17 protein-coding genes are annotated in these 18396 nt (G+C 47.6%); 3 read left to right on the forward strand and 14 right to left on the reverse strand.

All coding sequences use genetic code 11. From position 1 onward, the window contains the following. Positions 1 to 2: 2 nt before the first annotated feature. The 5 genes from grdC to trxB all read right to left on the reverse strand — a co-directional run bounded on the left by grdC (position 3) and on the right by trxB (position 4234). A complete protein-coding gene (grdC, locus tag ACXAGQ_RS20760; RefSeq protein ID WP_475256431.1) occupies positions 3 to 1544 on the reverse strand; it encodes a glycine/sarcosine/betaine reductase complex component C subunit beta in 1542 nt (513 codons plus the stop codon). Between the two features lie 80 nt (positions 1545 to 1624). Further along, the gene (gene grdA, locus ACXAGQ_RS20765; protein WP_157097639.1) at positions 1625 to 2089 is read right to left on the reverse strand and encodes a glycine/sarcosine/betaine reductase complex selenoprotein A; all 465 of its coding nucleotides are present in this window, start codon (positions 2087 to 2089) and stop codon (positions 1625 to 1627) included. 14 nt (positions 2090 to 2103) lie between these two features. Beyond that, positions 2104 to 2571 carry a glycine/sarcosine/betaine reductase complex selenoprotein A gene (grdA, locus tag ACXAGQ_RS20770; RefSeq protein WP_082008543.1) on the reverse strand — a complete coding sequence of 156 codons (468 nt, stop codon included), beginning with the start codon at positions 2569 to 2571 and terminating at the stop codon, positions 2104 to 2106. 114 nt (positions 2572 to 2685) lie between these two features. Further along, positions 2686 to 3012, reverse strand: coding sequence for a thioredoxin TrxA (gene trxA, locus ACXAGQ_RS20775; RefSeq protein ID WP_475256433.1), 327 nt, complete (start codon positions 3010 to 3012; stop codon positions 2686 to 2688). A 10-nt stretch (positions 3013 to 3022) separates the two neighbouring features. Beyond that, positions 3023 to 4234 carry a thioredoxin-disulfide reductase gene (gene trxB, locus ACXAGQ_RS20780; RefSeq protein WP_475256435.1) on the reverse strand — a complete coding sequence of 404 codons (1212 nt, stop codon included), beginning with the start codon at positions 4232 to 4234 and terminating at the stop codon, positions 3023 to 3025. 911 nt (positions 4235 to 5145) lie between these two features. Here trxB and ACXAGQ_RS20785 point away from each other — a divergent pair. Both ACXAGQ_RS20785 and ACXAGQ_RS20790 read left to right on the forward strand, forming a co-directional pair. Further along, a complete protein-coding gene (locus ACXAGQ_RS20785) occupies positions 5146 to 6543 on the forward strand; it encodes an aminopeptidase (RefSeq protein ID WP_475256437.1) in 1398 nt (465 codons plus the stop codon). A gap of 92 nt (positions 6544 to 6635) precedes the next feature. After that, positions 6636 to 8114: an oligopeptide:H+ symporter gene (locus ACXAGQ_RS20790; protein ID WP_475256438.1), complete on the forward strand. Its 1479-nt coding sequence runs from the start codon at positions 6636 to 6638 to the stop codon at positions 8112 to 8114. 80 nt (positions 8115 to 8194) lie between these two features. Here ACXAGQ_RS20790 and ACXAGQ_RS20795 read toward each other — a convergent pair whose 3' ends face one another. The 9 genes from ACXAGQ_RS20795 to yihU form a co-directional block, all read right to left on the reverse strand. Further along, on the reverse strand, positions 8195 to 8470 hold the full coding sequence (locus ACXAGQ_RS20795) for a PTS sugar transporter subunit IIB (RefSeq protein WP_475256440.1): 276 nt from the start codon (positions 8468 to 8470) through the stop codon (positions 8195 to 8197). 74 nt (positions 8471 to 8544) lie between these two features. Next, positions 8545 to 9591, reverse strand: coding sequence for a TRAP transporter substrate-binding protein (locus tag ACXAGQ_RS20800; protein WP_107296098.1), 1047 nt, complete (start codon positions 9589 to 9591; stop codon positions 8545 to 8547). A 63-nt stretch (positions 9592 to 9654) separates the two neighbouring features. Then, positions 9655 to 10944, reverse strand: a complete 1290-nt coding sequence (locus ACXAGQ_RS20805) for a TRAP transporter large permease (protein WP_475256442.1) — start codon at positions 10942 to 10944, stop codon at positions 9655 to 9657. Between the two features lie 10 nt (positions 10945 to 10954). Continuing rightward, a complete protein-coding gene (locus tag ACXAGQ_RS20810; protein ID WP_475256443.1) occupies positions 10955 to 11563 on the reverse strand; it encodes a TRAP transporter small permease in 609 nt (202 codons plus the stop codon). A 441-nt stretch (positions 11564 to 12004) separates the two neighbouring features. Further along, the gene (locus tag ACXAGQ_RS20815; protein ID WP_475256445.1) at positions 12005 to 12865 is read right to left on the reverse strand and encodes a class II fructose-bisphosphate aldolase; all 861 of its coding nucleotides are present in this window, start codon (positions 12863 to 12865) and stop codon (positions 12005 to 12007) included. Between the two features lie 271 nt (positions 12866 to 13136). Continuing rightward, a complete protein-coding gene (locus tag ACXAGQ_RS20820) occupies positions 13137 to 14387 on the reverse strand; it encodes an AGE family epimerase/isomerase (protein WP_475244858.1) in 1251 nt (416 codons plus the stop codon). 93 nt (positions 14388 to 14480) lie between these two features. Beyond that, a complete protein-coding gene (locus tag ACXAGQ_RS20825; protein WP_475244857.1) occupies positions 14481 to 15221 on the reverse strand; it encodes a sulfite exporter TauE/SafE family protein in 741 nt (246 codons plus the stop codon). Positions 15222 to 15295: 74 nt separating this feature from the next. Beyond that, positions 15296 to 16357, reverse strand: a complete 1062-nt coding sequence (locus ACXAGQ_RS20830) for an aldose epimerase family protein (protein ID WP_475244856.1) — start codon at positions 16355 to 16357, stop codon at positions 15296 to 15298. A gap of 19 nt (positions 16358 to 16376) precedes the next feature. Next, positions 16377 to 17270, reverse strand: a complete 894-nt coding sequence (yihU, locus tag ACXAGQ_RS20835) for a sulfolactaldehyde 3-reductase (protein WP_475244855.1) — start codon at positions 17268 to 17270, stop codon at positions 16377 to 16379. A 224-nt stretch (positions 17271 to 17494) separates the two neighbouring features. Between yihU and ACXAGQ_RS20840 the strand changes: the two genes are divergently transcribed. Then, a complete protein-coding gene (locus ACXAGQ_RS20840) occupies positions 17495 to 18385 on the forward strand; it encodes a PfkB family carbohydrate kinase (RefSeq protein WP_475244854.1) in 891 nt (296 codons plus the stop codon). Positions 18386 to 18396: the final 11 nt, after the last annotated feature.

The raw sequence follows: 18396 nt of genomic DNA on the forward strand, positions 1-18396 counted from the left end.
GGTTACTGCTTGCCCTGTTTAGGGGACAGTAGGTTCTCAGCCACATCGCGCATTGCCTGCGCAACGACTTGTTTCACCTGATTCTCGTCAAAGGCTTCTGCCTGCTTACCACTGTTCTTCTGCACCACAAAGCTGAGGCCATCGAACAGGTTGGTCATACGACCAAGGAACAAGCTGCCTTTACCGACCATCATGAAATTGTTGATTTCACCGTTGACGATCATCTCACGGCCAAAGCCAAGGAATGGCACCCCTGATGGGATATGGCCCTGGGTAGGGGCAAAGCCTGTCATACCATGCTGCTGGACGAAAGCGGGAAGCTGGGTGCGCTCCATCTGGCCTTCTTTCACAGCCAATGCTGCAATCATCTTGTAGTTAGACTCAGGCACATTGCCAGCACCGGCTGGCTTGGTGATCTCTGGGTTTTGCATCTCCACCGAATACTTGTCGATATCAGTCATCTTCATGCCCGCCGCTTTCAGCGGGTTGGCGATCAGGGCAGTCATGACTGCCTGCGGCGATGAGCCGGTACCGATCTGGTGTCTACCGATAATGTCAGTGTTGATTTCCGGGCTGATGCCGTCGTTTTCAGTCACCATACAGGCAAAGCCCGCCAAGCAGTCTTCCAAAACAGGCATATTTTGCTTCACATGGTCACGCCCGTTCATGCCCAGCTTGGCGACCGCACCACCAGCAACGACCATCACGTTCTTGAACACGCCGGATTTCACCAATGCTGCTGCCAAGGTCATGGCGTGGGCAGGTGCCGCACAGAAGCCACGTACGTCAGAGCCCGTTGCGCGGTTACAGCCGATGATTTCACCAATGGCTTTGGCGAAGTTACCGCCGCCGCGCTGGTTGATATCACCACAGGCTTCTTCAGAGCATTCAATGATGTAGTCAACGTTATCAAGCTCAATACCCTGCTGCTTGAGGTGCATGGCAGCCATCACGCCCGATGCTTTGGTACATAGGTTTTCCAGCATGATATGGGCGGAGAGGTTTTCATCCTCATCGTGGGCGGCTTTGACACAGCCGACCAACTCGCCGTTCATCATCAGCACTTCGGCCTGATGATGTTCAACCAACGCCAAGATCTCATCTTTGCTGATCAGTTGGTGGCCTGCTAATAAATCAACCTCGCCATAAAGCGGATGGTGGCCAGCACTGGACTGATAGGTATCAATGAATTCCTGGGTTAAGTGGACCAAGTTGAACACATCAACATGATTCAACATGGCATAAAATTGGGGCTGGCTATAGATTTCACCGAACTTGCCTTCATGGGAGGTATGGTCATGGTTTTCATACCAAGGAAGGGGGATTTCTGCCAACTGGTGTGGGGTCAGGTTTCCGATGTAGCACTGGTTCGCGGGGTAAGATACCACTTCTTCAAAGGGGCGAAGGTGGTCTTTCAACTGCTGCAAGTAAGTGTCTGACGGGTCTTTTGCCCTAGTCTGAACTTGCACCGAACCGTGTTGGATCAACACATCTGGGGTATGGGCGAGCACATAGCTCACGCCTTTGATTACTGCGTATCCCATTGTTACTCCTGCATCCGAGCCGGATAAAAGGTTCGAACCTGCCTGTTTGAAAACAGCTCCGAACCAGCATTGAGATATACTTATGCTAATGCAGTTTCGCTGCGGTATTGTTGCATTTCCGCTTTGATAGCATCGACATCAAGTACCATTTCCATCATTCCAACTTGTTCTTCATAAACAGCCGGATCGACGGCATTTTTAACTTCGTCTTCAACCACGTGATAACAAGAGAGTCCTAACTGGACTCCCGCCAATGGTCCTGCAAAAGTCGGATCACCGGTGGTGACGGTTTCACACGCTAGGCCAGAAGCTTCCGCTTCTGCGCCACCTAGAATCACAACCAGATTCTCGGCGCCTTTTTCATCGGCTAGGGCTTTAATCCGCTTTTGGTTCTCAAGATCCATTGCGCCAGCGCTTGTTCAGACGAAACATTCTGTGGTGGAGAAAGCAACGTGAGCACCTGTTGTCTTCATGCAAGCTTCGATTGCCTGCCCAGGTACGCCATCACGGTCTCCCAGAATGATCACTGTTTTGTTAGCGAACACAATTCTGCTCCCGATTAAACATACTTACCAAATTGCTCACGATACTCTTTGACTTCCGCCACGATGGCATCGACATCAAGTACCATTTCCATCATGCTGACCTGCTCGTCATAAATAGCAGCGTCGACATTGTCTTTAATTTCCGGCTCAACCACATGATAACAAGAGAGTCCCAACTGGACTCCGGCCAATGGTCCGGCAAAAGTAGGATCGCCGTTAGTCACGGTTTCACACGCTAGGCCAGAAGCTTCCGCTTCTGCACCGCCAAGGACGACAACCAGATTCTCTGGGCCGAACTCGTCAGCGAAACCTTTAATCCTCTTTTGGTTTTCCAGATCCATAGCACCTGCGCTGGTTCAGACGAAACACTCAGTTGTAGAGAAAAGAACATGCGCACCGGCTGTTTTAATGCAGGCTTCAATTGCCTGGCCCGGTACACCGTCCCTGTCTCCCAAGATAATGACTTTCTTATCTTTGAGCATTGTTCACTCCAAGGGTACGGATTACATAAATTACATAGTTTAATAATGGTGATTGCTCACCGGTGTATTTGTGCCAACGGGCTTTCACCCATTCAATACAAATTCTTTCGTGCTTTAGGCAGTCTCTGCCACAAAGCTTTCGAGCATGCTTTCGACATGTTCGATTTCTAACTCTTCACCAGAAAGGTGCTCTGCTTTCTCGCCGTTACGGTAGAAAACAAAAGAAGGTAGCCCCATCACTTTCTGCGCCATCGCCAGGCGACGGTTACCTTGAATATTCAATTTGCAGAACTTGATGTCATCGCCGTATTTCTCAGCCAGCGCCATCACCTCTGGCATCAATTCGATGCAGCGGCCACAGTTTTCGCTCCAGAAATCCACCAATACGATGCCATCGGTTTTCACTTCGGCATCAAAGTTTTCTTTGGTTAGTTCTATCATTGCGTTTCCCTTAATACAGAGTTTCTAACTCGGTAATATCCTTAACATCTACTCGCTTGGCTTCCTGCCCAGCGTCAAATCGAATCACTACAGGCACTTCAGATACCGAGAAACGGTTCGCAATGTTCTGGCTCTTATAGGTATCAATCGTCACAACACGCTGTTCTGGGTGGTCTTTGCACTTCAGCTCAAGTTGGTTTATCACATCCAAGCTTTCTTTGCTTAGCGGGTTCCAGAATGCCACCATCGCTGTGCCACCAAACTCCGAGACCGACTTGCGCCAACTCTCTTCTTCCTCGATATAGCGGTCGGCTGCCACAGCGGCGACGGCCCCGTCACCCGCAGCAGTTACCACCTGGCGGAGGAATTTATCAGTCACATCACCGACGGCAAAAATGCCCGGTACACTGGTTTCCTGCTTGTCATTGGTAATGACGTAGCCTTGTGGTGTCAGCTCGATTAACTCTTTGACAAAGTCTGTTTTTGGCACCGTACCGACAAACATGAACACACCGTCAGCAGCCAGTTCACTGATCTCGCCAGTTTTGAGGTTCTTGAGCTTCACGCCGTTAACCAGTTCGTCACCGGTGATTTCTTCCACTACAGAGTTCCAGACAAATTCGATTTTATCGTTGGCAAACGCCTGCTCCTGAGCAGTCCTATCTGCGTCGAGAATGCCCTGGTCATGCAGTACAATCATGGTGACTTTATTGACAAACTTGGTCAGGAAGACAGACTCTTCAACTGCCGTGTTGCCCGAGCCAACCACCACAACATCAAGCTCTTCATAGAAGTCAGCATCACATGTGGCGCAGTATGAGACCCCTTTACCGCGGAACTCAGACTCACCGGTAATGCCCAGAATGCGTGGAGTTGCCCCTGTTGCGACAATAATGCTTTTGGTCTGGTACGTTTCGCCTTTGTTGGTGGTCAAGGTTTTAATGAAACCATCTTCGGCAATAGAAATACCGGTAACCAAACCACGAACAAATTCCACACCGAATTTATTACAGTGTTCCCGGAACATATCCATCAGCTGCGGGCCGGTGGCCTCCAAAATACCGGGATAGTTTTCCATTTCACTGGTTGTTGCAGCCTGACCACCTGTATTCCTTTTATCTTCAATGATCAGGGTTTTCATTTTACCGCGTGCAGCGTAGACACCAGCAGACATTCCACCAGCACCGCCACCGATAATAATGACATCGTATAGTTCTGACATATTTTTCACCGATTGCTATTTCACACCACACTCCAAACACATCGAGGTATATAGAGTGCACTTAAAACAAATCAGTTGTTGCAGACCCTAACATTCATGAGAACCAAATATTAATTTTAAATATCTATAGTTACCAAAAGGACTGCCGTATCTCTCCTGGGTAGGTAATTCTTTTCTAATTTAACTTTTACCCAGTGATAGCTTCTTGTTCGTAAAACTTATGGATGATTATAATTAGTAATGCCATATTTTTTGTGAGCAACGCCCAATTCCAGTATAAAATTCTACATCAGCCACCATTATGATACCCAAGTCATATTGGCCCTTACTAAAAGCGCTTTTTTGTAAACAAACCCCACCTAATTTGTTACACAAAAGCTACTAAAAACGTTCCTATAGTGAATTTTTACGTAAATATTCTACTTTTAGTGAATTTGTACTCAATCAGGAAACGAGTGTGATCATGCTTCAACAAAATTATATAAATTTGATGAACGTTGCTTACTGAAGATTATCATTAGAAAAACTAATGATTAATGGAAATAAAAGTATTGCTTTGCTATACAGCTTTAAACGGGGAATATAGAGTTAAAATAAACATGCTTTTTTATAGGCTTTTCTCTTACCGTAGCTTTAATTTCAAACACCTTTAATTCATATTTTCAAACCCTCTCCCCCTAGTGGTAATAAGTGTTAAACCAATATAGAGTTTGATATTCAGGCTGTAAGCAAGCACTTTCTCGCTAGCACCAAAAACCAAAAAAATAAGCATGTTTAATTATAAAACCATCAATAAATCAGAATTAAAATCTGATTATTTTGTTTATATAAGCAGATCAAACTCACATTAAACATCAAATGCAGAGTGATAGTCTTCACGGTGAAATTCATCGCCCTTTTGGAGATAAGCAATGGAAACGCTGCAATATACGAATGGTTGGTTAAATCTCGATAATACCCAAGTTAATGACATCAATCATTTCTGCGAAGACTACAAACACTTCCTCAATAAAGGAAAAACCGAACGCCAATGCGTAAACGTCGCCATTGAAAAAGCCCAACAACAAGGCTTCCGCCCAATAGAAGAATATGAACAACTCAAGCCTGGTGACAAAGCCTACTTCATTAATAGAAATAAAAACGTCGTGCTGGCGATTATTGGTCAACAACCTATTCAAGATGGGATCCGCTTTGTTGTTTCGCACATTGACTCTCCTCGCCTGGATCTGAAACCCAACCCAATGCATGAAAAGCATGAACTGGCACTGATGCGAACCCACTATTACGGGGGCATCAAAAAGTACCAATGGGCATCTCGCCCTCTTGCACTGCATGGTGTCATCGTGACTAAATCTGGCCGCCGCGTTGATATCGCGATAGGCGAAGAAGAGTCTGATCCTGTTTTCACAATCCCGGATCTCCTTCCTCACCTTGACCGCAAAGTGCAGCGTGATCGCAAAGCTGACGAAGTGCTCAAAGGAGAAGAACTTCAGATCATTGTCGGCTCGGTACCCATGGCTTTTGATGATGAGAAAGTCAAAGACAAGGTAAAACATCATGTGCTCACCAAGCTATTCGAAAAATACGAAATTAGCGAGACCGACTTCATCTCTGCAGAACTGATGCTGGTACCGGCAGGTAACGCCCGCGATGTCGGCATTGATCAGGGATTGATCGGCGCTTACGGCCAGGATGATCGCATCTGTGCCTACACCTCGCTGGAAGCCATCTTTGATATCCCAACACCCGAGCAAACCGCAGTCTGCTTCTTGGTTGATAAAGAAGAGATCGGATCTTCTGGCGCAACCGGCTTGGAATCGCGCTATCTGGAATTCTTCGTTGGTGAGCTGTTGATCCGCCAGGCTGGCGGCAACTACAACGACCAGTTGCTTCGCCGCTGCTTGTGGCAATCCTATGCGCTGTCTTCTGATGTCAACGCCGGTCTCAACCCGCTGTTTGAATCTGTTCACGACGCACAGAATGCCTCCAAGCTGGGATACGGGCTGGTGCTGACCAAATACACCGGCCATGGTGGCAAAGTCGCTTCCAACGATGCAGACGCCGAATACGTTGCTGCCCTGCGCCGTATTTTCGACGAGCATAAAATCAGCTGGCAGACCGGCCTACTGGGCAAGGTTGATGAAGGGGGCGGCGGCACGGTTGCCAAATACCTCGCGCATTATGGCATCAACACCATAGACGCGGGTGCTGCACTGCTGTCTATGCACTCACCTTTCGAGCTCTCTTCCAAGTTCGACATCTTCGAACTGTACCGTGCTTATAAGACTTTCTACACCAAGGCGCTATAAGCCCCTTTGTGTGACGTGCCCTGCGTAAAACAGGGCACGTAGATTGTGAACAATCAGTGACATACAACTAATATAATCGCGGGACTCTACACATGAAAAAGAAACATCCGATCACCTTTTATATTCTCTGTTCATGCCAATTCTGGTGGGCACTCTCTTTCTACAGCCTTTGGGCGATCCTACCGGTCTTCCTCGGTGACGAGCTCGGTATCGACCAAAAAACCTCGTTCGCCACTTTCGGTGCCTTTGCTGCCCTTGGTGCCGCGATGTTATTTATTGGTGGTTGGCTGGCCGATAAGATTCTTGGTGCAAAACGTACCCTTGTTTGGGGCTTCTTTTTCCAAGGACTTGGTTACTTCATCATTGCCTACTCGGCGATCACGGCCCAACCGCATTTCGTGTTTGTTGGTTTGGGTACGGTAGCGGTCGGTCGTGGTATCGGTAGTGTGGCTCCACCCACCATCATCGCCTCTGCCTATGATAAAAATGATCCACGTTTGGACGGTGCCTACACCTTGTTCTACATGGTCAACAACATCGGTGCTTTTGTCGCTCAGTTAGGTGCACCCATCATGGCCTACAGCATTGGTTGGACGTCAGCCTTTATCTTGTCGGGCGTCGGTATGGCAGTGAACGTCATTACCTACCTGATGCTGAACAAGAAGATCAACAAGGCGACCGAAGCCGACAAGCATGCGATTCCGTTCAAGACCAACAGCCTGTTCTTGTCTGGTGCACTGATTGCCGTTGCATTGGCAAGCTACCTGCTCACCAACTTGCCACTGGCCCAGTTTGTATTGGCAATGGCCGCTCTGGTGATCCTATTCCTGATCACCAAAGAGATGAAGAAAGAAGCCCCAATCAGCCGCAAGCGCATGATTGTCGGTTTGGTACTGATGGGACAGGCTTTGGCCTTCTTCGTACTGTATAACCAAATGCCAACGTCGCTGAACTTCTTCGCTATCAACAATGTTGAAGCAGAGATATTCGGGATTGCCATCAACCCAGTGTCGTACCAGTCCTTCAACCCATTGTGGATTATCTTCCTCAGTCCTGTACTGGCCCATATCTACACCACGCTGGGCGAAAAAGGCAAAGACTTATCCATGCCCGGTAAGTTCGCGCTGGGGATGCTGGTGTGCGCCGCTGCTTTTGGTTTAGCTGGTTTCTCACAATACTTCGGCGACGAAAACGGCATGCTCAACCCATTCTGGATTGCAGCACCGCACTTCCTGTTTGCCATCGGTGAATTGTTGATTTCAGCACTTGGTCTATCTGCCATCGCCAAGCTATTCCCAAGCCGTATCCGGGGTTTCATCTATGGCGCATGGAACATGACACTTGCACTAGCATCAGTTGCCGGAGCTTGGGTGGCAGGCTTGTCCTCAACAGGCGAAGCGGAAATGACACCAGTTGAAAGCTTGGTCTCTTACGGCAATTACTTCTACGCCTTGGCTATCGCTTCGACCGTTGTTGGTTTGGTTTGTGTCTACTTGGCACCGCGCCTAAACAAACTTATCGAAACCGATGTTTGCGAAGAGACAGAAACTAAAGATGCGCAAACTGCGTAATTTTCATCTCTAACAAAATGAAAAAAGCGAGGGTACTCCCTCGCTTTTCATTTACTATTGTCGTGTATTATGCCAGCAGCCTAGGCCACTTCTGCAGCAATGACATCCCTTAGTGCTTGCGTAATAGCATGGACATCAAAGAACACAACCTGAACTTGGTTGTCTGGCAACTTGATAAACCCCAGCGCTCCCTGGCGACGCAGTATATTTTCATCCACCGCATCAATATCCACTACTTGAATGCGTAGGCGGGTAGCACAGTTATCAATTTGCCCTGCTACTAAGTTATCCAGCCCACCAAGGCCATGCAGGATCTTCTGCGCTTTGGCGGTTAGGTTGCCCTTGTCATTAATCATGACCCTATTTCTCTCCCATCAAAAAAGGCCAGCCGAAATCAGCTGGCACTAAAAATAATTCTTAAGCTATTGAATTACATTGATAGCTGGTAAGACGCATCAATTTTCGCTTCACAGGTTTTAATCTCATTCTGGAAGCGCTCTAGCCACTTTTTGCCTTCGGCATTGGCATTGCTTGCCCAGCTATCAACCACTGGCTGAGTCGCTTTCTTGAATGCTTCTTTTTCTGTCGCAGACGGGTTGTAGATTTTGCCGTTGGCTTTCTTGAACGCTTCGTACGACGCATATTCGTTATGCTTCGGATAAGACATCAGATACTGCTGTTGAGCGTCAATACCATCCAATACTACTTTTTTCAGCTCTGGTGACAGCGACTTGAATTTCATGTCAGACATCAACCATGCACCGCCCATGTACGCATGGCCATCCAGTGTTAGGTAGTCCAGACTCTCGTGGAAACGGCTCTGGATAATATCAACGATGCCATTCTTGGTGCCTTCAACCACGCCAGTAGAGAGTGCTGTGTATACTTCAGGCCAGGCAATAGGAGTCGGTGAACCATCAAGCTCTTTAACAAGATCCTGCTGAACTTTGGCCGGTACCGTACGGATCTTCATGCCATTGACATCTTCCGGTGTTTTGACCGCTTTTTTGGTGGTCGCGAAGTTACGCCAACCGCCAGAGTTTGCCACCATCATTAGGCGAACATTCGGTGCCTTCTTCAAAACATTGCCACGGACATCTGCAATAAACTGATCGTTGCCGTAAACACATTCTGCTACACGGTCGTTTGGCAGTAGGTATGGCAAATCAAAGGATTCAGCTGGCTTCCAGTAGTAAGCAATTTCAGAGACCGTTGTCGGGAAGTAATCGAACATACCGGCCTGAACCCCGGCAATACATTCTTTACCCGAGCCACAAAGTTGGCCTGAACCGTAAATCTTAACCTTCAGCTCACCGTTAGAACGGGTTTCCAGATGGTTTTTGAATACCAACAGCGATTGGTGGTTGTAACTATCAGGTGACGTCAGGTGAACCACATTGAATTCAGTTGCTGCCAGTGTGGTGCCAGATACCATAAGTGCTGCAGAGGTCGCTAATGTCAAAAGTGTTTTTTTCATAATAATTATACCGTTATAGGAAATTTAGAGGTTGTGCCTAAGCACGCCAGTTTTTTAATTCTGCTACATAATGCCGAACAGTTGCGGTAAGCCGATCACAAGTTGTGGGAAGCAGGAAATCAAGAAAATCAGCACCACTTCAACCAGTAGGAAAGGGATAATCTTCTTCGAGATTTCTGCCACCGAGACTTTGGATACGCCCGATGCCACGAACAGTACCAGCCCCATTGGCGGTGTCGCCAAGCCAATCGACAGGTTTGCACACATCACGACACCGAAGTGGACTGGGTCGATACCAGCACTGATCATGATTGGGGCAAAGATAGGAGCGAAAATCAGGATGGCAGGGCCAGCATCAAGGAACATACCGATGATGAACAACAGCACATTGATAATCGCGAACAACAGGTAAGGGTTGTTGGTAATGCCGTTCATGAAGTCAGCCACCATGCTGGACACGCCAGACAGGCTAATCAATGAGGCAAAACCACTCGCAGCAGCCACGATAATCAAGATTGATGCGGCGTTTACTGCCACCTTGGCAAACAAGGCGTAGGTCGCTTTCACATTGGTGGCACGGATGATGTAAAGCGAAACAACAATGGCGTAAGCAACGGCGACTGCAGCAGCTTCTGTTGGGGTAAAGATACCGCCGTAGATACCACCTAAGATAATCACGGGTGTCATCAGAGGCAGAATGGCCAGTTTAAATGCCTGGCGGCGCTCCATCGCTGGCGCTCGCTCCATTGGTTGAACCGCTGGGTACTTACGGATCTGGTAGCGGTTCATAATCATCAAACCGATACAGAAGATGATGCCCGGTGTGACGCCTGCCAAGAACATCGCCGCCACTGATGTGTTCATCACAAAGGCATAGATGAGCATGATGCCTGACGGTGGAATAATGTTACCCAGTACCGTTGCTGCCGCCGTCAACGCTGCCGAATAGCCAGCATCATACTTGTACTTCTTCATTTCAGGGATCAGCATGCCACCGATAGCGGATGTCGCTGCAACCGCTGAACCTGTCAGGGCACCAAAGATAGTTGCCGCCAGGATAACCACATGTCCCAGGCCACCGCGCAGGTGCTGTACCATGGTTTGGGCAAAAGCGATGATACGTGGGGTAATCCCCCCTGCCGTCATACATTCGCCGGCCAACATAAAAAATGGTAGTGCGAGAAGAAGGAAGCTATCCAAACCAGAATAGAGGCGCTGGTATAGCATATTGGCAAATAACATCTGCTCATTTTGGAACAGGGTAATAATAGGTGACAGGCCAAGGGTAAATAATACCGGTACACCAATAATAAGTAAGACTAAGAAATATAATAGGAAGATTGGAGAAACCATGTTTTGCCCCTTACGCCGCCGGTTTTAATTCAAGTTGTTCGGTATCATCCGAATCTTCTACGGGCTTGTTTGATTCAAGCATTTCTGCTGTTTGGCTTGTTTTGGAAATATCTTCAAAATCGCCAAGCATACCGCGGATAGATGCAATGCTTTTTTGTAAGGCATACAGCATGGTAACGGCCATCATCACTGGAGGCATGATATACACGTAATACATTGGGATTGGCAGGCTGTCTGCCATCACTGATCCGGTTTGGAAGAAGTTCCAGCCGAAGGTGATCCAGACAGAGAACACCAACATAGCAGAGATATGGCCTAGCAATAATAAGAAGGAATAAACGCGCGGTGCTTTTTTTTCTAATATTTCAGTAAGGAAAGTCATCGCTATATTTTTATCGGCTAAATATACAAACGGTAAACACAGATAAGTCATATAGATCATTAAGAATCGGGAAGATTCATCCGTCCAGCTTAATGGGATATTAAATACGTAGCGAAATAAAACCTGGGCAACAACAATGGCTGTCATTAATAAAAGCAGTATTCCGGCAACATGACGCAACAGTCGTGATAAGGGTGTTGTCACGATATTCAATGCTTTCTCAATAGTACGCAGCATAGAATCACCATCCAATGTGAATGAGGGCATAGTTATAGTGGGTACCCATAGAGGTGCCCGATTAAAGTAGGGTTAAGTCAGCGATAGTGCTATAACACCAAGGCGCTCACCTTGTTGAATCACAGAGCAGTACTGGAGACCTTTTGGGTTCGTTTTATCCATTTCACTGTTAGCTTGAACGTTCGCTTGAAAAAAGCGCTTCAGGTCATGCTGTTGTGTGGCACGAGCAAGCGTTCGAGTAACGTTCGTTGGTTTCAGTGAAAGCATTGTGTATCCCTTTTGTTCCAGTCCATTTATGTGTTTGGTAAATGACATGCTGCCCGATAAATTCGCTATATTGATAACTTAATTAGTGGCAGTAATCCGTGATGATTTTCACATACGGACAAAACATGTCATTTTTATGTACCTTATATGCCAAAAACGGACACTTTATAAGATTTAAGCTTTACCATTTGAGCCAAACAAACGAATCTTGTGTTGCACCACTTCTTTCATTGCAGCGATGCCGCTATTCATGACATCAGCAAGAATGTAGTCTTTCTCGTTTGCACGCCAGTGAGCCTGAACCCCGTCAATGAAGCCTTGGCGCAGCTCGGTATCTACGTTGATCTTGGCGACACCACGCTTAACAGCTTCGATAACCTGGTCATCAGGCACACCCGAACCACCGTGCAGAACGATTGGCTTCTTCACGGCTTCTTTAATTTCAGACAGACGCTCAAACTTCAGCTCAGGTGTTGTTTTATAGACACCATGGGCAGTACCAATAGACACCGCCAGGTAATCAACGCCAGTGCGCTCAGAGAAGTCCAGCGCCTCTTCAACCGTTGTGATCATGGCATCTTTCTCATCAACGGTGATGTCATCTTCAGTACCGCCGATTTTGCCGATTTCACCTTCAGAGCCAAGGCCAAGTGCATTTGCCACTTCAACCACGGCTTTAGTGATACGTACGTTATCTTCGAATGGCAGCGCAGAGCCATCAAACATTAGAGAGTTAAAGTTACAGCGCGCTGCTTCCATTGCCTGCTTAAACTGGCGGCTGTGGTCTAGGTGGATACAAACTGGCACTGAGATGTTGTGATGCTTCATCAGTGAGTCAACAGCGTTTTTCAGTGGCTCCATGCCCATCTCATTAATGGCTTTCTGGCCAATCTGGATCATGATTGGAGATTGCTCTTCTTCAGCAGCCAGCAGAACTGCTTTGATTGTTTCTAGGTTGTGTGCAGTGAAAGCGCCAATCGCATATCCGTTGTTCCACGCTTCCTGAATCATTGTTTTACCAGACATGTAAGCCATGTTGAGTGTTCCTCTTTGTTCACTTGTTTGTTCGTTGTTGTAAATAAAGTAACAGTCAAGAAGGTTCATTTCTGTTAGTTATGTATCATTTTCCAACAAGAAGGTACAAAAATAGACACAAATAGACAGAAATGAGTACTAGAGCACATCTTATTTCATTCAAGGGGGGGAAGTGGCCAGGGCCAAGCGCTGAGACAAAAAAAGGTGACAGCCCGAAAGCCATCACCTTTACGCATAAAACGACAAGTCACAGGGTGGTCGTTTTAAAACATTAGCCCATGTTCTTATCCAGCAAGCCAGCAGCCAGGGCTGGCGCCAGACCAGGTGTTAGAGGTAGACGAGGGATCACAAGACAGTGCATGAGATGGTAGATATCTTGCTTACCATCCCATACTTTGCTGGTGCCAGCCTGGTTGTTGGTATCCAGCTCTTGCCACCAAGAACAACCTTCGTAATCAATCAGATAAGTGCGGCAGTAATCCCACCATGTACGGTAGTATTCTTGGTACTTCTCGTCCCCTGTGACAGTGTACAGCGCATAAGCAGTACCAATTGCTTCCACTGGTGCCCAGCGGATACGTTCACGAACAACCGGCTTGCCGTCCCAATCTACAGAGTACACAAAGCCCGGCGCACCATCGACCGACCATGCATCACGCACAGTGGCATCAAACAGGCCGATAGCATCTTCCAGTAGCCAATCAGGGCAGTCAGCACCGATTTCAATCAATGTCGCACGTAGGTGACAGATCAAACGGCCCCACTCGATCCAGTGGCCAGGTGTACCGCCGTATGCACGGAAGTGACTGGCTGGGGTTTCTTTGTTGTAGTCTGGAAGCGGGTTCCAGTCTGCGTCAAAGTGTTCATTGACACGGTAGTTCAGAGATTTTGCTGTCTTGTTGATCATGAACTCGGTGATGTGCAGTGCACGATCCAGCCACTTCTTGTCTTTCGTTACATCGTAAACAATCAGGAATGCTTCAACAGAGTGCATCGCCGCATTACCACCACGGTAATCTTCCGTCTCGGAGAAAGTTTCATCCCAAGACTCGAAACACATCTGTTTTTCTTCACACCAGAAGTGGTTTTCATACACGTTAATAGCTTCATCCAACAGTGCCTGAGCCCTCGGGTGGCCTGTAGTCACGGCACTGGCTGCACCGAGTAAGACAAAGCAATGCTGATAACCCTGCTTGGACGCATCAACGATACCTTCCCCTTCATTGTCGATAGTCGCGTACCAACCACCATGAGCCTTATCTTTCAGAGGACCTTCTAATGCCGCGATACCATGCTCAACCAGATCGTAAGCACCTGGACGGCCCATCAACGCTGCCAGCGAGTAACAGTGCAGCATACGCGCGGTGATCCACAGGCGAGTACCCATTTCTTCACGGATGTTGCCGTTGTTGCCCACCCAGCCAAAACCGTTTGGTACGACCGATTTTCTGCCGAATTCAAAGATTCGATCGGTTTCTGTATCTAGCCAAGCGTTATGAGATCGGGTATTAATCCATTTCATGAAGTGTTTCCTCGTTATTTTCTTTTGCTACTGAAATTAACAGGCAGTAGCATTCAATTCTGTTATTTATCTATCACTTTTCAACAAAAACAATCAAAAACTGACATTCTTGAGCACTAGCACACAACCGATAACCAAAAGTAGGCCGTGTACAATATGGTGGTAGTTGATCTTATATTTCTGCAGGAAGTGGTATCCCACCATGCCCCCGGTCATCCCCACTAAAAATGCAGGCATTGCCGAGACAACCAGACTGTTTACATCTGGGGTAAAAAGTCCTTCATTCCAAAAACTGACAATGGCACCAATCATCTGCAGCATGAAAAAGAACACCAGCGTTGATTTAGCTTGGTCTGCAGTCCATGGCTGCATGGATGTGTAAGCAATCACCGGCGGTCCAGCTTCGCCGACACTGGCGCCCAACACACCTGAGGCAAACCCGGTCCCGACAGTCACTGGCACCGACGTCTTTGAAAAAGCAGGTTTGGTACTTCGCATCGAGTGGATACTCGATACAATCAGTACTATCCCCATGGTGATGAGAATGTATTGTGACGGTAGGCTTGCCAACAGCTTGGCGCCGACAATAGAAGCAGGCAGTGAACCCGCAACAAGGATCAGGCCCGCTTTGTATTGAATGGAGTGGCGCATTTTCCAAACAATGGGAAAGGTCACGAGCCATCCAAAAATACCGGCAATAGGCACTGCCATTTTTGCGTCCACCACCATAGAAAGCAGCGGCACAGATACAAGGGCCAAGCCAAACCCGGTCAAGCCTTGCGTAAAGCCTCCTAATGCAATGATCAGGGAGACCAAAACAACGGTCATATCCATATTTAATTCCTGATTAGGGGCGACTTTCCGCCCCTACTTTGTTACTGGCAGCTGTAATACTGCCCGGAGAAGCTCTACTTCACGGAGAAGCGGTGGATGGTTTTCTCTTCAAAGACTTCACCGGGGTTTAGGCGCACATTAGGAAAATGCGGCTGGTTCGGGCTGTCCGGGAAATGCTGGGTTTCAAGGCACATCCCGTCGAACGACTCATACTTGTAGCCATTGCGGCCAAACCAAGGTTTGTTCGACAACTTGGCCCCGTTATAGAACTGGACTGCCGGCTGGGTCGTCAGCACCGTCATCACACGCCCGGTGAGTGGCTCATAAAGCTCAGCAGCATAGGCATATTCACCGAGCTTGCGCTTTTGGTTGATGACAAAGTTGTGGTCAAATGCGCCACCTGGCACTTTCTCTTTGTTATCACGAATTTCCACCGGCAGAGTAAAATCGAGCCCCGTTCCTTTAACGGCAAGGATCTCGCCTGTTGGGATCGTGTTCTCGTTCACTGGCGTATAGAAATCAGCATAGAGCGTCAACTCATGGCCATCGACCAAACCTGAGTCATGGCCACCTAGGTTGTAGTAGCTATGGTTGACCAGATTAACGACCGTCGGCTTGTCCGTGGTTGCTTTGAAGTTGAAGTGCAGCTGGTTGTGCTCATCCAAGCCTATGGAATGTGTCACATGTAAAGTGCCGCCATAACCAGACTCTCCATCCGGTGAAACCCGGTTGAAATGAAGGTAAATCGCTTCTTTTTGCTGTTCGACGGCAACATCCCAAACATACTTATCAAACCCTTTGCTGCCACCATGGATGTGCTGTGACGTCGGTAGCTCATTGGTTTCCAGCTGGAATACCTCACCGTCCAACTCATAGCGACCATCCTTGATCCGATTTGCATAACGACCGGCAACAGCACCGAAAAATGGATGCCCTTCCAAATATCGATCAAGGCTCTCATAGCCCAGCACCACATCAGCAAGTTGACCGTCACGATCAGGCGTTGTTATCGACGTAACAATACAGCCATAATTGGTGACTTGGACTTTCATGCCCTGGCTATTTTCGAGGGTGAACAACTTGACGGGTTGCGATTGACCTTCAACTTCACCCCAGTTTTCACTGGTTAGTTTCACGTTATTGTCCTTGGTTTTTTTATTTGATTTTAGCTTCCAGGCCAGATGTCACGCGTAGCTGCTCAAACACTGATGTCCAGTCCTGACGACCACGACCAGCAGCACGAGTAATGCTATACAATTCACGCGATGCTGCGCCGCATGGCATTGGCACATTCACCTGATTGGCGAGATCCAAGGCAATACCCAAGTCTTTGTGCGCAAGATCAACCATAAAGGCTGGTGACAAGTCGCCGGCAAGGACTTTGCCAGGCCATGTGGTTGTAAAGTGGCCTTTGCCTGCAGGTGTGCCGCTCATTACTTCAAGCGCAGTTTCAAATTCAAGGCCAATCGCTTCTGACAACGTTGCGGCTTCTGCAGAAAGTGCATTCAACGCAATACTCATGTAGTTATTGATGATCTTGACTCGGATACCTTTACCCGCACCACCAGCATCAACAGTCTCTGAGCCCATACAGTCAAACAGTGGCTGGGCACGTTCGATTTGTGCTTTGGTACCACCGGCAAGGATCAGCAATTCACCTTTTACCGCATGGTCTGATGTACGACCTACAGGCGCTTCCATCATTGAAAAACCTTTATCGCTCATCTGCTTAATCAGCGCATCGGTTTCAAACGGGTGGATAGTCGACATATCGATTAGCAGTGCATTCTTATCTAGCGACTCAACAATGCCTGACTCACCGAACAGAACGTTTTTTACCAGAGTGCCATTTGGCAGCATGGTAACAACAAACTCGGCATCCAATGCCGCATCGGCCGGAGAGCTTGCCGCCGTCGCGCCCTGTTCAACAAGTGCCTCAACAGCTGATGTATTGATATCGAAAACACGCAGTGAGTGCCCGCCCTTGATAAGATTCAGCGCCATTGGGCTGCCCATTTGTCCTAATCCGATAAAACCAATTGATGACATGTATTTATCCTTACTCTCGCAGTTGATTTGCAATCAATATAAACATTAAGAAACAAAACAACCACAACAAATGTCACATTTTGTTGATTTCTGTCGCTTTAAGTTGTTTTGTGATTACAATCTCAATCATTTTGTCAATAATGGATATACTGTAGATATAAGGATGCACTTAGTGAGTGCATTGCCAATAACGTCAGACAACGGATTTAGATAAGAGAATAACTATGACTATTGCGTGTTTAGGAATTACGGTACTTGATAGGATCCAGCGAGTAGACAGCCTGCCAACCCAAGGCGGTAAATTTGTCGCCAAAGATTATTTTGAAGTAGGTGGAGGGCCGGCGGCAACGGCCGCTGTTGCGGTTGCCAAGCTAGGCCATGATGTTGATTTTATTGGCCGTGTTGGCCAGGATGCCATTGCTGATACCATGCTGACCGAGCTAGCTGGCTACAATGTAAATGTCGATAAAGTAGTCAAGATTGCTGATGCCTCATCGGCGTTCTCTGCTGTGCTTGTCGATGACGCAGGCGAGCGAATGATCATCAACTATCAAGATACGTCTTTAAAACGTGATACAAAACCACTTGAATTAATTGATTTTTCTATCTATAAGACAGTACTCACAGATGTAAGGTGGGTGGAAGGGGCAAAATACGCCCTCGAGCAAGCCAAAAAGCACAGCATACCTTCAGTATTGGACGCAGATATCACGCCGGATGCGATCGATGATCTGGTCAAACTGGCTGACCATGTGGCATTCTCTGAACCGGGCCTTGAAAAGTTCACCGGAAGCAGTGATCCAATAGAAGGGCTCAAAATCGCTCAGAAACAGACAAAAGGCAAAGTTTATGTGACAGTCGGCTCAAAAGGCTGTTACTGGTTCGAAAACGAAGAACTCTGCCACCAGCCGGGTGTCAAAGTCGACGTTGTCGATACCACCGGCGCTGGAGATGTCTTTCACGGCGCATTGGCTGTAGCTGTTGCTGAAGCGATGCCAGCTCGTGAATCGGTGATTTTCTCTAACACGGTTGCCGCAATCAAATGTACCAAGCGCGGTGGTCGTGAAGGCATCCCAACAAGATCGGAAGTGGATAGCCAACTACATAATAAATAGCGGTAAATATA

Source organism: Photobacterium sp. ABD4_091 (genome assembly GCF_056160145.1).

Bases quoted from the DNA above. Each gene is read 5' to 3' on its own strand.
- trxA (WP_475256433.1), bottom strand. From the start codon at position 3,012: ATGATAGAACTAACCAAAGAAAACTTTGATGCCGAAGTGAAAACCGAT.
- ACXAGQ_RS20785 (WP_475256437.1), top strand. From the start codon at position 5,146: ATGGAAACGCTGCAATATACGAATGGTTGGTTAAATCTCGATAATACC.
- ACXAGQ_RS20815 (WP_475256445.1), bottom strand. From the start codon at position 12,865: ATGGCTTACATGTCTGGTAAAACAATGATTCAGGAAGCGTGGAACAAC.
- ACXAGQ_RS20820 (WP_475244858.1), bottom strand. From the start codon at position 14,387: ATGAAATGGATTAATACCCGATCTCATAACGCTTGGCTAGATACAGAA.
- ACXAGQ_RS20810 (WP_475256443.1), bottom strand. From the start codon at position 11,563: ATGCTGCGTACTATTGAGAAAGCATTGAATATCGTGACAACACCCTTA.
- grdC (WP_475256431.1), bottom strand. From the start codon at position 1,544: ATGGGATACGCAGTAATCAAAGGCGTGAGCTATGTGCTCGCCCATACC.
- ACXAGQ_RS20795 (WP_475256440.1), bottom strand. From the start codon at position 8,470: ATGATTAATGACAAGGGCAACCTAACCGCCAAAGCGCAGAAGATCCTG.
- ACXAGQ_RS20805 (WP_475256442.1), bottom strand. From the start codon at position 10,944: ATGGTTTCTCCAATCTTCCTATTATATTTCTTAGTCTTACTTATTATT.
- trxB (WP_475256435.1), bottom strand. From the start codon at position 4,234: ATGTCAGAACTATACGATGTCATTATTATCGGTGGCGGTGCTGGTGGA.
- ACXAGQ_RS20840 (WP_475244854.1), top strand. From the start codon at position 17,495: ATGACTATTGCGTGTTTAGGAATTACGGTACTTGATAGGATCCAGCGA.
- ACXAGQ_RS20825 (WP_475244857.1), bottom strand. From the start codon at position 15,221: ATGGATATGACCGTTGTTTTGGTCTCCCTGATCATTGCATTAGGAGGC.
- ACXAGQ_RS20790 (WP_475256438.1), top strand. From the start codon at position 6,636: ATGAAAAAGAAACATCCGATCACCTTTTATATTCTCTGTTCATGCCAA.
- yihU (WP_475244855.1), bottom strand. From the start codon at position 17,270: ATGTCATCAATTGGTTTTATCGGATTAGGACAAATGGGCAGCCCAATG.
- ACXAGQ_RS20800 (WP_107296098.1), bottom strand. From the start codon at position 9,591: ATGAAAAAAACACTTTTGACATTAGCGACCTCTGCAGCACTTATGGTA.